General features: G+C 58.4%; 14 protein-coding genes. All 14 read left to right on the top strand.

Going from position 1 to position 15,161, the window contains the following annotated elements; genetic code table 11:
* Positions 1-541 (top strand): S-methyl-5-thioribose-1-phosphate isomerase (locus Q0C48_RS10795; protein WP_291524241.1); only part of this gene is annotated, 541 nt, incomplete at its 5' end.
* Positions 542-597: 56 nt separating this feature from the next.
* Positions 598-3,135, top strand: a complete 2,538-nt coding sequence (gene gyrA / locus Q0C48_RS10790; protein ID WP_291524239.1) for a DNA gyrase subunit A — start codon at positions 598-600, stop codon at positions 3,133-3,135.
* A 6-nt stretch (positions 3,136-3,141) separates the two neighbouring features.
* Positions 3,142-4,230 carry a 3-phosphoserine/phosphohydroxythreonine transaminase gene (gene serC, locus Q0C48_RS10785; protein ID WP_291524238.1) on the top strand — a complete coding sequence of 363 codons (1,089 nt, stop codon included), beginning with the start codon at positions 3,142-3,144 and terminating at the stop codon, positions 4,228-4,230.
* Between the two features lie 9 nt (positions 4,231-4,239).
* Positions 4,240-5,322, top strand: coding sequence for a prephenate dehydratase (gene pheA / locus Q0C48_RS10780; RefSeq protein ID WP_291524236.1), 1,083 nt, complete (start codon positions 4,240-4,242; stop codon positions 5,320-5,322).
* Positions 5,322-6,419, top strand: coding sequence for a histidinol-phosphate transaminase (gene hisC / locus Q0C48_RS10775; RefSeq protein ID WP_291524234.1), 1,098 nt, complete (start codon positions 5,322-5,324; stop codon positions 6,417-6,419). The genes pheA and hisC overlap by 1 nt, the downstream gene beginning before the upstream one ends.
* A 4-nt stretch (positions 6,420-6,423) precedes the next feature.
* The gene (gene aroF / locus Q0C48_RS10770; protein WP_291524232.1) at positions 6,424-7,440 is read left to right on the top strand and encodes a 3-deoxy-7-phosphoheptulonate synthase; all 1,017 of its coding nucleotides are present in this window, start codon (positions 6,424-6,426) and stop codon (positions 7,438-7,440) included.
* A 1-nt stretch (position 7,441) separates the two neighbouring features.
* Positions 7,442-8,317 carry a prephenate dehydrogenase gene (locus Q0C48_RS10765; RefSeq protein WP_291524230.1) on the top strand — a complete coding sequence of 292 codons (876 nt, stop codon included), beginning with the start codon at positions 7,442-7,444 and terminating at the stop codon, positions 8,315-8,317.
* A gap of 3 nt (positions 8,318-8,320) precedes the next feature.
* The gene (gene aroA, locus Q0C48_RS10760) at positions 8,321-9,622 is read left to right on the top strand and encodes a 3-phosphoshikimate 1-carboxyvinyltransferase (RefSeq protein ID WP_291524228.1); all 1,302 of its coding nucleotides are present in this window, start codon (positions 8,321-8,323) and stop codon (positions 9,620-9,622) included.
* On the top strand, positions 9,619-10,299 hold the full coding sequence (cmk, locus tag Q0C48_RS10755) for a (d)CMP kinase (RefSeq protein WP_291524226.1): 681 nt from the start codon (positions 9,619-9,621) through the stop codon (positions 10,297-10,299). Before aroA ends, cmk begins: the two co-directional genes overlap by 4 nt.
* A gap of 77 nt (positions 10,300-10,376) precedes the next feature.
* Complete coding sequence (gene rpsA, locus Q0C48_RS10750; RefSeq protein WP_291524224.1) at positions 10,377-12,083, top strand: 30S ribosomal protein S1; 1,707 nt, start codon at positions 10,377-10,379, stop codon at positions 12,081-12,083.
* 158 nt (positions 12,084-12,241) lie between these two features.
* A complete protein-coding gene (locus tag Q0C48_RS10745; protein WP_291524222.1) occupies positions 12,242-12,547 on the top strand; it encodes an integration host factor subunit beta in 306 nt (101 codons plus the stop codon).
* Positions 12,548-13,717 carry a tetratricopeptide repeat protein gene (locus Q0C48_RS10740; protein WP_291524220.1) on the top strand — a complete coding sequence of 390 codons (1,170 nt, stop codon included), beginning with the start codon at positions 12,548-12,550 and terminating at the stop codon, positions 13,715-13,717. It abuts the gene before it with no gap.
* Positions 13,714-14,436 (top strand): orotidine-5'-phosphate decarboxylase, encoded by a 723-nt coding sequence (gene pyrF / locus Q0C48_RS10735; RefSeq protein ID WP_291524218.1) that lies wholly within the window; start codon positions 13,714-13,716, stop codon positions 14,434-14,436. Before Q0C48_RS10740 ends, pyrF begins: the two co-directional genes overlap by 4 nt.
* 68 nt (positions 14,437-14,504) lie before the next feature.
* Complete coding sequence (gene pyrE, locus Q0C48_RS10730) at positions 14,505-15,092, top strand: orotate phosphoribosyltransferase (RefSeq protein WP_291524216.1); 588 nt, start codon at positions 14,505-14,507, stop codon at positions 15,090-15,092.
* Positions 15,093-15,161: the final 69 nt, after the last annotated feature.

Here is a 15,161-nt window from a genome sequence, read left to right as displayed (position 1 = left end):
GGGCGTGATTCGTGCAGGGATTTCTGCGGGTAAGCAGCTCCATATCTATGCTGATGAAACCAGGCCCTGGCTGCAGGGCGCGCGCCTCACCGCCTGGGAGTTGCAGAGGGACGGTATTCCCTTTCATCTCAATGCCGACAGCGCCGCCGCCTATCTGATGCAACAGGGCCTGATCCATGCGGTGATCGTTGGTGCCGACCGCATTGCCGCCAATGGCGACGCGGCAAACAAAATTGGCACCTACAGCCTCGCCGTGCTGGCGCAATATCATCAGATTCCTTTCTATGTCGCGGCGCCTTTGAGTACGGTGGATTTCGCCATGCCCGATGGCGGCGGTATCGTTATCGAAGAGCGCCCCGCCGCCGAGGTGCAGCAATGTGCGGGCCATGCGGTGGCACCAGAAGGTGTCGAAGTGCGCAATCCGGCTTTTGATGTCACCCCCGCCAGTCTGATCACCGCCATTATCACCGAGCGTGGCGTGGCGCGCCCGGGGTTTCAGGCGGCGCTCCAGGCGCTGGCCGCTGGCCACATGCAGGCTTAGCCCCGCTGTGGCATAATGCCGCGTTGAAAAAATAATCAGGGGTACTCAGTCTCCACATGATCGAATTCGCCAAAGAAACTATTCCTGTCAGTCTCGAAAAGGAGATGCGCCAGTCTTACCTCGATTACGCCATGAGCGTGATCGTCGGCCGCGCCCTTCCCGACGCCCGCGACGGCCTCAAGCCAGTGCATCGTCGTGTGCTCTTCGCCATGCACGAGATGAACAACGACTGGAATAAGCCCTATAAGAAGTCGGCGCGTGTTGTCGGTGACGTCATCGGTAAATACCATCCCCACGGCGACACTGCCGTCTATGACACGATGGTGCGGATGGCGCAGGACTTTTCCATGCGCTACCCGCTCATCGACGGGCAGGGTAACTTTGGTTCGGTGGATGGCGACAGTCCAGCCGCCATGCGCTATACCGAAGTGCGCATGTCCCGCATCGCCCACGAAATGCTGGCGGATCTGGAAAAAGAGACCGTCGATTTTGGTCCCAACTACGATGAGAAGGAGTGGGAACCGCTGGTCATGCCGGCGCGTATCCCCAACCTGCTGATCAACGGTTCCGCCGGCATCGCTGTCGGTATGGCGACCAATATCCCGCCCCACAATCTGACGGAAGTGATCAGTGCCTGTCTGGCGCTGGTGGATGATCCCGAGACCCCGGACGAAGACTTGTTTACCTTGGTCCCGGCGCCGGATTTCCCGACGGCAGGCTTTATTCATGGCCGTGCCGGCAGTATCGAAGCCTACCGCACCGGGCGGGGCCGAGTGGTCATGCGCGCGCGCTGCGAGTTCGAGACGGACAAAAAATCCAACCGGCAGAGCATCATCGTCACCGAACTGCCCTATCAGGTGAATAAGGCCAAGCTCATTGAGCGCATCGCCGAGATGGTCAAGGAAAAGCGTCTGGAAGGCATCAGTGACCTGCGCGACGAGTCGGACAAATCGGGTATGCGTATCGCCATTGAACTCAAGCGGGATGCCAATGCCGACGTGGTGCTGAATAATCTCTACCAGCACACGGTTATGCAGAGCGTGTTCAATATCAATATGGTGGCGCTGCTGGACGGGGCACCGCGGACCCTCGGTCTGCGCGATCTGCTGCAGGCCTTCATTCAGCATCGCCGCGAAGTGGTCACCCGGCGCACCGTCTTCGAGCTGAAGAAGGCACGCGACCGCGCCCATATCCTCGAAGGCCTGGCGGTGGCGCTGGTCAATCTCGACCCGCTCATCAGCCTGATTCGGGCGGCGGCCAACCCGGCGGAAGCCAAGGCGCAGATGCTGGCGAAGGCCTGGGAGCCGGGCATGGTCGCGGCACTGCTGGTCGAACGTGGCGAACCCTCGGAGGGGATGCAAACGGACGGATATCATCTGTCCGAGCTGCAGGCCCAGGCCATTCTCGATTTGCGTTTGCACCGTCTGACCGGGCTGGAGCAGGACAAAATCCGCGATGAATACCTGGCCTTGCTGGATCGCATCCGTGAGTTACTGGAGATTCTTGGCTCAAAGACCCGGCTGATGGAAGTCATCCGCGAAGAGCTGGTGGCCATCCGCGATCAGTACGGGGATGCCCGGCGCAGCGAGATCGTGGCGGACACGGGTGATATTTCGACGGAAGATCTGATTACCGAAGAGGAAATGGTGGTGACCTTCACCCACGCCGGTTATATCAAGGCGCAGCCGGTGACGGTCTTCAATGCCCAGAGGCGGGGCGGCAAAGGCAAGATGGCCACTACCACCAAAGAAGAAGACTTTGTCGAACGCATGTTCTGCGCTTCGACCCATGCGTATTGTTTGTTCTTCAGCAATCTCGGTAAAGTCTTCTGGCAAAAAGTGTATCAGTTGCCGCAGGCAGGTCGTGGCGCCAAGGGCAAGCCCATTGTCAACATGCTGTCGCTGGCACCCACGGAGCGCATTACCGCCGTGTTGCCGGTTCGTGACTTTACCGAGGGCCAGTTTGTCTGCATGGTTACCTCCCTCGGGGTCGTCAAAAAGACGCCGGTCATGGAGTATTCCCGACCGCGCAGTCAGGGGATCAATGCCATCAACCTCGACCCCGGTGATCGTCTGGTCGCCGTTGGCCTCTCCGACGGGCAGCGCGAGTTCATGCTCTTTACTCGGCATGGCATGGCGGTGCGCTTTCCCGAGGCGAAGGCCCGAGCCATGGGTCGCAACGCCCGTGGCGTACGCGGCATCAGTCTGGAAGAAAATGATCGGGTGATCTCGGCACAGTGGGTGGACTCCAGTCAGGTGATCCTCACCACTACCGCCAATGGTTATGGTAAATTGACGAAAGTGGATGAATACCGCCGCACCAACCGGGGTGGGAAGGGCGTTATTGCCATCCAGACCAACGAGCGTAATGGTGATGTGGTCGGCGCCCTGGCGGTAACGGAGCGGGACGAACTGATGCTGGTCTCTGATCATGGCACGCTGATTCGTATGGCGATTAACAGCATTCGTCGCACCGGTCGGAATGCGCAGGGGGTGCGCCTGATTAACCTGGGCGAGGGCGAGCAATTGGCGGGACTGGCATTGATTGCCGATACAGAAGAAGAGGAGGGGGAGCAGACTGATCTGCCCCAGTAACACATAATGAACTATCCTGTTTATAATTTTGGCGCGGGTCCGGCGATGCTCCCCCATGCGGTACTGGAGCAGGTGCAGGCGGAACTGCTCGATTGGCATGGCCGCGGTATTTCGGTCATGGAAATGAGCCATCGCGGTGCCGACTACATGCAGATTATCGCCGGGGCCGAACAAGACCTCCGTGACCTCCTGCAGATTCCCGCCCATTACAGGGTGCTGTTTTTGCAGGGTGGGGCGACCTTGCAGTTTGCCATGGTTCCCATCAACCTGCTGCGTGGTCATGGGCGGGCGAGTTATGTGCAGACCGGTATCTGGTCTGCAAAGGCCATGAGCGAGGCCAGGCGTTTTGCGATCGTCGAAGTGGCGGCCAGCAATGCGGATCGCCAGGCTCGTGTGGTGCCTCTGCAATCGGAGTGGCGGGTTAGCGCCGATACTGCCTACGTGCATATTGCCGGTAATGAAACCATCGGTGGTCTGGAGTTCGATTTTATCCCGGAACTGGGCGATATTCCGCTGGTGAGTGATGCCTCTTCCCATATTCTCTCGAAGCCGGCGGACGTCAGCCGTTTTGGCCTCATTTATGCCGGTGCCCAGAAGAATATCGGGCCGGCCGGTCTGACTCTGGTTATTGTTCGTGAAGACCTCATCGGTCATGCGCCAGCCGGTACTGCAACCATGCTGGACTACGCCGTGCATGCCAAAGAGGGCTCCATGCATAATACACCTCCTACCTTTGCTATTTACGTGGCTGGTTTGGTGTTCAAGTGGTTGAAACAATTGGGTGGGCTGGACGCTATGGCGGAGGTCAATGCGCGTAAGGCCGCATTGCTGTATGCGGCGATTGATAACTCTGGCGGCTTCTATAACAACGCCATCGAGCACCGCAACCGCTCGCAGATGAACGTGCCCTTTACCTTGCACGATGCGGTATTGGACGCGATATTCCTGAAAGAGGCGGATGAGCAGGGGCTCCTCCAGCTCAAGGGACACCGCCTGCTGGGTGGTATGCGCGCTTCTATCTACAACGCCATGCCGGAGGCCGGGGTGCGGGCGCTGGTCGACTTCATGCGGGATTTTGCCCGCCGTCAGGGTTAGGGAGGCAACTTGTCCGCGACTGTACGAACGTTGCCTGAATTGCGCGCCGCTATTGATGTCGTAGACGGAGAAATCCTCCATTTGCTTGCAGAGAGAGGCCGCTTGGCTGCCGAAGTAGGTGAAGTCAAACGCGCCGCTGATGAGACGAATTTCTACCATCCTGATCGGGAGTCCGAAATTCTCCGTCGGCTGATGGCCGAGAATCCCGGACCCTTCTCTGCGGAGCAAATCGCCACTATCTTTCGCGAAATCATTTCTGCTGGCCTGGCCCTGGAAGAGCCGTTACAGGTGGCCTATCTCGGGCCGGCAGGCACCTTCACGCAAATGGCTGCGCAAAAGCATTTCGGGCGGGCTGCGGTGTTGCAACCCACCACGGGGATTGCCGAGATTTTTCTTTTGGTGGACAGTGGGCAGGCGCAGTTCGGCGTGGTGCCGGTGGAAAACAGCACCGAGGGTTCTGTCAATCTCAGCCTCGATCTGCTACTGGATTATCCGCTGCATATTTGCGGTGAGGTGCAGTTACGCATCGTCCATAATCTGGTGGCTAAATGCTCCATGGATGCGATCCAACGGGTCTATGTGCACTACCAGACTCGTGCCCAGTGTCGCCAGTGGCTTGCCGCACACCTACCGCAGGTGCAATTGGTGGACGTCCCCAGTAATGCCGTGGCTGCTGAACGCGCAGCGGCGGATGCAGAGGGTGGCGCTATTTCCACTACCGTGGCTGCCGAGGCTTACGGCCTCGATATTCTGGCCGCCAGTATTGAAGACAATCCCGAGAACACCACGCGCTTTTTGGTGATCGGTAAGATCAGTACCCGCTCCACAGGGAACGACAAGACCAGTCTGGTGGTAGCCGCGGCCAATCGCCCGGGGAGCCTGCATGCGCTGCTGTCGCCATTGGCCGATGCGGGGATCAGCCTCACGCGCATTGAGTCGCGACCGGCACGCTCCGCTGTTTGGGAGTATGTCTTTTATCTCGATCTGCTCGGTCATCGTCAAGATGCCGCCATTGCACCGGTGCTGGATGCCCTTGCGCAACAGGCGTCTTTCTATCGTTGTCTCGGCAGTTATCCCAGAGCGGTATTTTAATGCGCAATAAATATCTGGAATATGCGGCAGCGGGGGTGTCTGACTTGCGTCCTTATCAGCCGGGTAAACCCTTGGCGGAACTGGAACGGGAACTGGGTATCCGTGATGCCATCAAACTGGCCTCCAATGAAAATCCGCTGGGACCCAGCCCCGCGGCGCTGGCGGCTATCCGCGATGCGCTGCCCACCCTGGCCCTGTATCCCGAGGGGTCGGCGCCGGAGTTGCGCGCACTGCTGGCATATCAGTTGGATCTGGACCCGCGGCAATTTATCTTCGGCAACGGTTCTGATCAGGTGGTGGAGTTTGCTGTACGCGCCTTTGCCGGGCCGGGCACCGAGGTGATTGTTTCCCAGTATGCCTTTGCTGCTTACGCCATTGCCGCGCAGGCGAACGGAGCGACCCTGCGGATTGCCCCTGCGCGGGATTACGGCCATGATCTGGATGCCATGGCCGGCCTGCTCAACGCAAAAACCCGGCTGGTGTTTATCGCCAACCCCAACAATCCCACGGGTACCCACCTTTCTGCTGAGGCACTGGAGGCCTTTGTCGACAGCGTGCCCTCACATGCCCTGGTGGTGCTGGATGAGGCTTACCTGGAACTGATGGATACCGCGGATTATCCCGACGGTAAGCTATGGCTGCGGCGCTTCAGCAACCTGATAGTTACCCGGACCTTTTCTAAGGCCTATGGGCTGGCAGGCCTGCGTTGCGGTTACGGCATCGGCCACCCTGACCTGATAGCGGTGCTGGAGCGGGTTCGTCAGCCCTTTAATGTTAATACGTTAGCGCAGGTGGCAGCGCACGCTGCGCTCACCGACCGCGCCCATCTACAGGCTACCCTGGCCAACAATCGCCAAGGGATCGTGGCCCTCCGCGACGGATTACGTAATCTTGGATTGACAATCCTGCCGCCTGCAGGCAACTTTACCGCCTTTGCCGTACCGGGGGGGGGGCAGCGTGTCTACGACGCGCTGTTGCATCGGGGCGTAATCATCCGGCCGCTTACCCCTTACGGCATGCCGGATCATCTGCGGGTCAGTGTTGGTCTGCCGGTGGAAAATCAACGTTTTCTAAAAATGCTGGGCGAGGTCCTGTAATTTTATGATCGTCATTGTTAAGCCACAAGCTACCGCAGAGCAGATGGAGCAGTTGCTGGAGCGTATCCGCCAGTTTGGCCTGCAGCCCATGGTCAGTACCGGTTCCGAGCGCACCGTGGTGGGCCTGTTAGGAGATGAACGGTTGCTGCCCGAGGGAGCCTTGGAATCTTTGCTTGCTGTGGAACAGGTCATGCCTATTCTTAAACCCTACAAACTCGTTAGTCGTGAGTTCAAATCCACCGACACCGTGATCGAGGTGCGTGGTGTGCCCATCGGCGGCAATCAGATTCAAGTGATCGCTGGCCCTTGTTCGGTCGAAACACCTGAACAGATGCGCAGCTCCGCAGAAGCCGTCAGGGCGGCAGGCTGCCGCCTGATGCGTGGCGGAGCTTTCAAACCTCGCACCAGCCCCTACACCTTTCAGGGCGTGGGCGATGAAGGCCTGGATTATTTTCGGGCCGCTGCGGATGCCGTCGGTTTGCCCATCGTCACCGAGCTGATGGATGTCCGCAAGATTGATCTTTTCCTCGAAAAAGGGGTGGATATCATTCAGATCGGCACGCGCAACATGCAGAATTTTGATCTCCTCAAAGAAGTCGGTCGCCTGGATGTGCCGGTTATCCTTAAACGTGGCCTGAGTGCTACCATCAAGGAATGGCTCATGGCGGCTGAATATATTGCTGCTCACGGCAATCACCGGATTATTTTCGCCGAGCGTGGTATTCGCACCTTTGAGACGGCCTATCGCAATGTCCTCGATGTCACCGCTATACCGGTCCTCAAGCGGGAGACGCATCTGCCGGTTATCGTCGATCCCAGTCACGCGGGCGGTAAGGCCTGGCTGGTGCCGCAATTGTCCAAGGCGGCCATTGCGGCTGGTGCAGATGGTTTGCTGGTGGAGTCGCATCCCTGTCCCCAAGAAGCCTGGTGCGATGCCGATCAGGCCTTGAGTCCGGAGCAACTCATGACACTGATGGGTGATCTGCGCAAGATTGCCGAGGCCATCGGCCGCGAGCTCTAGCATGCCAGACTTTCCCTTCCAACGGGTCGCCATTGTCGGCCTTGGCCTGATAGGGGGAAGTGTCGCCAAAGCCCTGCGCGCGGCGGATTTCAGCGGAACAGTCTGGGGCGTGGTCGCGGATAAGGAAGAAGCAATGCGGATTCGTAAGGCAGCAGGTAAGTGGCAGGTCAAGCTGAGTCATGTCCTTGCCCCCGCATTGCAGGACGCTGACCTGGTCATTTTGGCCACGCCTCCGCAGGTGCTCATGGCGCAGTTGCCAGAGGTGGCGCGTCTGGCGTCTCCAACGGCAGTGGTTAGCGATGTCGCGAGCATCAAAGTGCCGGTAGCGCAGCTCGGTGCTCGGCTTTTAGGGAATCGTTTTGTGGCGGCACATCCCTTGGTGGGTGGCGAAAAAACCGGCTTTGGTGCGGCTCGGAAGGGGCTCTATCAGGGCGCACGAGTGATCTTGACCCCGTTGCCGGGTCAGGCAGACGGGTCCCTGGAGGCTATGCGCACATTCTGGCAAATGTTCGGAGCCACCATCGTTCAAATGACGCCGGAAGCCCACGATCATGCTTTGGCTGCCACCAGCCATGTGCCACATCTGCTGGCTTTTGCCTACATGGCAGGTTTGGAGGATCAGGCGAATGTGCTGCAGCAATTGGCGGGTGGTGGTCTGCGCGACTTTTCCCGTATCGCCGCCTCGGATCCCCGGCTCTGGGCCGAGATCCTCTGGGAGAATCGTGCCGCTGTCCGCCAGCATTTGAGCACGGTGCAAAGGACTCTTGGCGCCGCCGAGCGGATGCTGGCGGGTAACGATGCCCAGGCGCTGAATGATCTGCTGGGACGTGGTCAGCGCTGCCGACAAAAATTTCAATTTCCTCCGGTGCATTCCTGAATTATGTCCAGATATCTTGTACATCCAGGTGGTCAGCTCAAAGGTCGTTTTTCGGTCCCCGGCGACAAATCCATTTCCCATCGTGCCGTTATTCTTGGCGCGCTTGCCGAAGGCATCACCGAAGTAGAGGGGTTGCTGGAGGGTGCGGACGTGCTCGCCACCATCGCCGCATTTCGCGCGATGGGCGTCGAAATGGAAGGGCCGAATAATGGGCATTTGCGCATACAGGGTGCCGGCCTGCATGGGTTGCATGCGCCTGCTGTCCCGTTGGATTGTGGAAACTCCGGTACGGCCATGCGTCTGCTGGCGGGGGTGCTGGCCGGGCAGGCTTTTTCCAGCACTTTGATTGGCGACACCAGTTTGCAGAAGCGACCGATGGGCCGCTTGCTGAACCCGTTGCGTGCCATGGGCGCGGAAATCACCGCGCAGGAGGGCAGGGCACCCTTGCATATTCATGGACGGCCCCTGCATGGCATCGAGTATGCGCTGCCGGTGGCTAGCGCCCAGGTCAAATCCGCCGTGCTGTTGGCCGGAGTGTATGCCGACGGGCAAACCTGCGTGACCGAGCCCGCGCCCACCCGCGATCACAGCGAGCGGATGCTGCAAGGCTTCGGCTATCCATTGGAGCGTCAGGGTCCACGCATTTGTCTGCGCAGCGGTGGTCAGTTGCACGGGCAGTCGCTGCAGGTGCCGGGCGATATTTCTTCGGCGGCTTTCTTCCTGCTCGGTGCCACTATCGCGCCGGGCTCCGATCTCACCCTGGAAGGTGTTGGTATCAATCCGACCCGGACCGGTATCATCGAAATCCTCACCCGCATGGGTGCTCGGATTGACCTGACCGCCTTGCGCGAAGTGGGCGGTGAGCCGGTCGCCGATATCCGCGTCCGCTATGCACCGTTGCAAGGCATCGCTATCCCTCCCCGTCTGGTACCTCTGGCTATTGATGAGTTTCCCGCGCTGTTCATAGCGGCGGCGTGTGCGAAGGGGCAGACGGTGATTACCGGCGCCGAAGAACTCCGTGTCAAGGAAAGTGACCGCATCGCGGTGATGGCTGGTGGGCTGCGTGCACTGGGTGCCACTATAGAAGAGCGCGCGGATGGAGCCATTATCAGCGGATCACCGCTGCTGGGTGGCCAGGTAAACAGTCACGGAGATCATCGTATCGCGATGGCCTTCGCTATGGCGGCACTGGTGGCGCGAGGTGATATCGAAATTCTCGACTGTGCCAACGTGGCTACGTCCTTTCCGAGTTTTCCCGCTCTGGCACAGCAGGCCGGGCTGCTGCTGGAGATGGTAAGCGCATGAATATCATCCCCGTCATCACCCTGGATGGTCCCGGCGGGGTCGGTAAGGGCACGCTGGGTCGTCTCTTGGCCCATGATCTGGGTTGGCATCTGTTGGACAGCGGCGCTATTTATCGGGCGTTGGCGCTGGCGGCCCAGCGGGCCGGGCTTCATGCAGATGAGGAAGCGGCGCTGTCCGACCTTGCCCGTGCCTTACCGCTGAGCTTTCGCGGTGCAGTGGACCAAACCCACGTACTACTTGGGGGAGAGGTCGTGGATGCGGAAATCCGCAGCCCCGAAATCAGTGCGTTGACCTCACAAATTGCCGCGCTTCCTGCGGTCCGCGCCGCTTTATTGCAGCGGCAGCGGGATTTTCGCCAGGCGCCGGGACTGGTGGCCGACGGCCGGGATATGGGGACCGTGGTTTTCCCGGACGCACCGCTTAAGATATTTCTGACTGCCAGCGCCGAAGTCCGTGGCAAGCGGCGTCTGAATCAGTTGATGGAACAGGGTAGTAGTGCTAATCTCGCCACAGTTGTGGCGGAAATTGCGGAACGCGATGCCCGGGATCAGCAGCGCAGCGTGGCACCGCTCCGGCCCGCGTCCGATGCGCGCCTCCTGGATACCAGCGAACAAAGCGTTTCTGACACATACAGGGTTCTGCAAAGCTGGGTTCAATCGGCTTTGCAGGAAAATTGAAACCGCCATTTATGGCATCGAGCAGTGATTCAAGGGGCGCCTATGGCGTGCCCGGTAAATGAGGCCTACTGAAATTTATGACCACCCCTAACGCTGAAATGCTTGTTGAACCCAGTTTTGCCGAGATGTTTGAAGAAAGCCAGAGCACCCAGGGCCTCAAGCCTGGCGAGTTGCTCACCGGCATAGTGACCCGCGTCGATAACGACTTTGTCATCGTCGATGTGGGTCTCAAGTCTGAAGGGCCGATCCCCGCTGAGCAGTTCCGTAATGCGGAAGGTGAAATAGAGGTGAAGGTCGGTGACTCTGTGGAGGTCTGTCTGGAGCTGGTGGAAGACGGCATGGGCGAGACCCGCCTCTCCCGTGAAAAAGCCCGTCGCGCCAAGACCTGGGTCGATCTGGAGAAGTCCTTCAACGACAACGCCGTGGTGCATGGCTTCCTTACCGGTAAGGTGAAGGGTGGTTTTACGGTCAGCATCGATGGTGTGCGCGCCTTCCTGCCTGGCTCTTTGGTCGATGTGCGTCCGGTACGGGATGTGGCCTATCTCGAAGGCAAAGACCTGGAGATGAAGATCATCAAGCTGGACCGCAAGCGCAACAACGTGGTGGTTTCCCGCCGCGCGGTGGTCGAGCAGGAACAGAGCGTGGAGCGTGGCGCACTGCTGGAAAGCATTCAGGAAGGTGCCATCCTCGAGGGTGTGGTCAAGAACCTCACCGATTACGGCGCGTTCATCGACCTGGGTGGTATCGACGGCCTGCTGCATATCACCGATATGGGCTGGCGCCGGGTCAAGCATCCCAGCGAAGTGGTCACCGTGGGCGGCGAAGTGCGCGTCCTGGTCCTCAAGTTCGACCGCGAGCGCGGCCGTATCTCTCTCGGCATGAAGCAACTGGGTGAAGATCCCTGGCGCGATATCGCCCGCCGTTATCCCGAGGCTACCCGTATTTTCGGTAAGGTCACCAACGTTACGGATTACGGCGCGTTCGTCGAGATCGAAGAAGGCGTCGAGGGCCTGGTGCATGTCTCCGAAATCGACTGGACCAACAAGAACATCAATCCGGCCAAGGCCCTGCATGTCGGCCAGGAAGTCGAAGTGATGATCCTTGATATCGACGAAGAGCGGCGCCGCATTTCGCTGGGCATCAAGCAGTGCCTGCCCAATCCGTGGGACGACTTCGCGCAGAACTTCCAGAAGGGCGATCGTGTCTCCGGTCAGATCAAGAGTATTACCGACTTCGGTGTGTTCGTTGGCCTGGATGGCGGTATCGATGGCCTGATCCATCTTTCTGATCTCGCCTGGGATCGTACCGGCGAAGAAGCGGTGCGGGACTTCAAGAAGGGAGATACTCTGGATGCGGTCGTCCTCAGCATTGATCCGGAGCGGGAGCGTATCAGCCTCGGGATCAAGCAGATGGAAACTGATCCGTTCATCCAGTTTGTGGTGGCCAATGAAAAGGGTGCCCTGGTCGAAGGTGAAGTCATCTCGGTGGATAGTCGAGGTGCCGAGATTCGGCTTGGCGAGGGTGTGGAAGGATTTCTGCCCCACCGTGAACTGGCTCGTGGTCTGACCTTGTCAGCCGGGGATAAAATTGAGGTCAGCATTGCGATGGTAGATCGCAAGAACCGCACCTTGACCCTCAGCACCAAGGCCCGGGAAGCGGCTGCTTCTCAGGAGGATCAAGCGGCGGCGGTGCAGCAATACGCGCGTAGTGCGGCGACGGGCACCACCAGTCTGGGCGACCTGATCAAAGAACAGCTCAAGCGTAAGCAGGAAGAAGAAAGTTAAGTGTGACCCTTTCCCTCCCGGTCATGTGCTGATCGGGAAGAGGGGGTGAATGAGGTGGCGTCAGGTAAAGGCTTTTTTGAAGCGTCAACCTGCCGCTTACCTTTTTAATTTTATGATGTCCTGTCAGTTCACCATTCTTTGTAAGAAGCTAATAAACTATGACTAAATCGGAATTGATCAAAAACATCAGTGCACAATATCCACATTTGAGTGTGCGCGATATTGAAATGGCTACCCGCCAGATGCTCGATTATCTGAGTGACGCACTGGCTGAGGGTGAACGTATTGAAATTCGTGGTTTTGGAAGTTTTTCCATGCACGTGCGCCCCGCCAAGCAGGGGCGTAATCCGAAAACGGGAGAGCCGGTGCTGGTGCCTGAGAAGCGGGTTCCGCATTTTAAACCGGGTAAGGAACTCCGCGAGCAGGTTGATTACCCTGAGGCGGTTGCAGGTAGCAAGGTCTAATTGACGGTTTCTGGGGTGGAGACCGTTGTCGTCCTCGTCTTGCTCGCGGCGATCGCGCTGGGCGTGTGGATTGGTCGGATTACCGCTCACCGAAAATCTGCGCCGATTGCCCCCGACACGATTCCCGAAATTTATATTCAGGGACTCAACCATCTCCTCAGTGAGCGCAATGATGAGGCGGTAGAGGTTTTTCTCGATGCGCTGCGGCAACATCCGGAGAGCGTTGACATTTTGCTCGCCCTGGGACGCCTCTTTCGGCGGCGCGGAGAGTTGGAACGTGCTTTGCGGGTACATCAGCATCTTCTGGATCAACCGGCACTGGCGCCTGATCTGCGGCAAAGTGTGCTTTTCGAGATCGCGCAGGATTACCTCAAAGCAGGGATTCTCGATCGGGCGGAATCTATCCTCAAAGAATTATTGGATCGTCAACCCGATCATCTAGAGGGCCTTGCTACGCTTGCCGAGCTGTACGAACTGGGTAGTGAGTGGGCGCAGTCTATCGCGGTTCGTCAGCGCTTACATAAAGCAGGTAAGCGCGACCAGCGTCCCGTGATTGCCATGCTCTATGGTGAACTGGCCGAGCAATCGCTGCTCGCCGGAGAGACAGGACAGGCAAAGTTTTTTTTGGAGTTGGCCCGGAAGGAGGATCCAGAAAATCCGCGGGCTTTGGTGATTGGCGGACGCATCGCCTTCGATCGGCAGGACTGGGGTGGTGCGTTAAGGCTTTGGGAAAAACTTCTCGACTCCCCAGTGGAATCTGTAGTTCTGCTTATTTTGGAACCCTTTCTGAGCGTTTTACGATATGCTGAGAACGGCACGGGTGTGCAAGAAGCACGAGAACGCCTGTTGGAGATGTGCAATTCGCCACTGGCCGTAAAACTTTTGGCGCATGCCTTGCAGGCGGTTGAGGGAACCCCCGCGGCGACGGCATATTTAAGACGTGTTTTGTTGCGGCAGCCAGATATGCGGGTGATGCAGGTTTTGCTGGAACTGGATCCCGATGCACCGGATCCCGCATTGTATCCCGTTATGGCGCTAGCAGTCAGGGGACTGTCGGTGGAACCAGCGGTTTTTCATTGTCAGTCTTGTGGTTATCAAAGTCCCCAGTACTATTGGCGCTGCCCTAGCTGCCGTCAGTGGGGTACCTTTTCCGGAGGGTGTAGTTTGTGATTTCACCGCTCATTGTTGCGCTGGATTATGCGAACGAATGCGACGCCCTGGTTTTGGCGGATCAGCTTGATCCTGCCGCGTGTCGGGTCAAGGTCGGTAAGGAACTCTTTACCGCCTGTGGCCCCGCCATTGTGGAGCACCTGCAGGAGCGGGGATTTGACGTATTTCTTGACCTCAAATTTCACGATATTCCGCAGACCGTCGCCAAAGCTTGCAGGGCGGCAGCGCGTCTCGGCGTATGGATGCTCAACGTGCATGCGAGTGGTGGTAGCACCATGCTGCGCGCCGCACGCGAAGCGGTAAACGATGCCGCTGGAACACAGCGGACTCTTCTGGTTGCGGTGACGGTACTCACGAGTATGAACGATGCCGCTTTACGCGAAGTTGGCGTCAACAGCTCGGTGCAGGATCAAGTTGGGCGTTTGGCGACACTTGCAGCAGAATGTGCCTTGGATGGCATCGTCTGTTCTGCGCTGGAGGCAAGTCGTCTACGGGAGTCAGTGCCTGAACTCCTGCGTGTGACTCCGGGGATTCGTCCCGCGCAGTATGCGGAGGATGACCAGAGACGTATTATGACGCCAGCGGCGGCACTGGCAGCGGGATCAGACTTCCTCGTGGTAGGCAGGCCTATTACGGCTGCCGAGGATCCGGCACAGGCCCTTGGCCAGATATTGAGTGAGTTGCCAGGGAGCGCCGCCGGTTCTCAGAAATCCGATTGATATGCTTTTTTAAAGAGGTGGTAAGGGCTGTGCTCCGCGCAACACTGATCATGGAGAAGAAATCTGCTGTGACTACAGACGAAGTAGTGGCGTTGTACAAAGAAGATGGAGCACTGCTCCAGGGACACTTTCTGCTATCCTCAGGGTTGCATAGTGATACCTACCTGCAGTCGGCCAGGGTACTGCAACATCCCGAGCACGCAGCGCGACTGTGTGCGGCGATGGTGGCGGGTATTCCTGATGATCTGCGGCAGCGCATCTCCTGTGTCGTGGGGCCAGCCATGGGTGCGGTTCTGGTGTCCTACGAATGTGGCCGCGCGCTTGGAGTACGCAGCCTGTTCACCGAGCGGGAAGCCGGGCAGATGGTGCTGCGCCGGGGCTTTGCGCTGGCGCCGGGTGAAGGTGTGTTAGTGGTTGAAGATATTACGACGACAGGCGGCTCGACGCGGGAATGTATAGCGGCCATTACCGCAGCAGGTGGGCAAGTATTAGCGACATCGGCAATTATTGATCGCAGTTCAGGATTCAGCGATTTTGACGGCGTACCATTTTTTCCGCTGTTGACGCTCCCGGTACGTACCTGGGAAGCTGTTGATTGTCCGCTCTGTGCAGTTGGCGGGACGCCCGTTAAACCGGGGAGCCGCGGTCTGCGCTGACCTTGAGGGGCAGGTGGCTTGTGTTTATTATTAACGTTTAGGCTTAGACAAAATGCAAAAGAAGGATCA

This window comes from Acidithiobacillus sp., from assembly GCF_023255755.1.
In the GTDB taxonomy this organism is placed as follows: Bacteria; Pseudomonadota; Gammaproteobacteria; order Acidithiobacillales; family Acidithiobacillaceae; genus Acidithiobacillus.
This window is presented reverse-complemented; position numbering and strand designations above follow the sequence as displayed.

Bases quoted from the DNA above. Each gene is read 5' to 3' on its own strand.
- gyrA (WP_291524239.1), top strand. From the start codon at position 598: ATGATCGAATTCGCCAAAGAAACTATTCCTGTCAGTCTCGAAAAGGAG.
- serC (WP_291524238.1), top strand. From the start codon at position 3,142: ATGAACTATCCTGTTTATAATTTTGGCGCGGGTCCGGCGATGCTCCCC.
- hisC (WP_291524234.1), top strand. From the start codon at position 5,322: ATGCGCAATAAATATCTGGAATATGCGGCAGCGGGGGTGTCTGACTTG.
- aroF (WP_291524232.1), top strand. From the start codon at position 6,424: ATGATCGTCATTGTTAAGCCACAAGCTACCGCAGAGCAGATGGAGCAG.
- Q0C48_RS10765 (WP_291524230.1), top strand. From the start codon at position 7,442: ATGCCAGACTTTCCCTTCCAACGGGTCGCCATTGTCGGCCTTGGCCTG.
- aroA (WP_291524228.1), top strand. From the start codon at position 8,321: ATGTCCAGATATCTTGTACATCCAGGTGGTCAGCTCAAAGGTCGTTTT.
- cmk (WP_291524226.1), top strand. From the start codon at position 9,619: ATGAATATCATCCCCGTCATCACCCTGGATGGTCCCGGCGGGGTCGGT.
- rpsA (WP_291524224.1), top strand. From the start codon at position 10,377: ATGACCACCCCTAACGCTGAAATGCTTGTTGAACCCAGTTTTGCCGAG.
- Q0C48_RS10745 (WP_291524222.1), top strand. From the start codon at position 12,242: ATGACTAAATCGGAATTGATCAAAAACATCAGTGCACAATATCCACAT.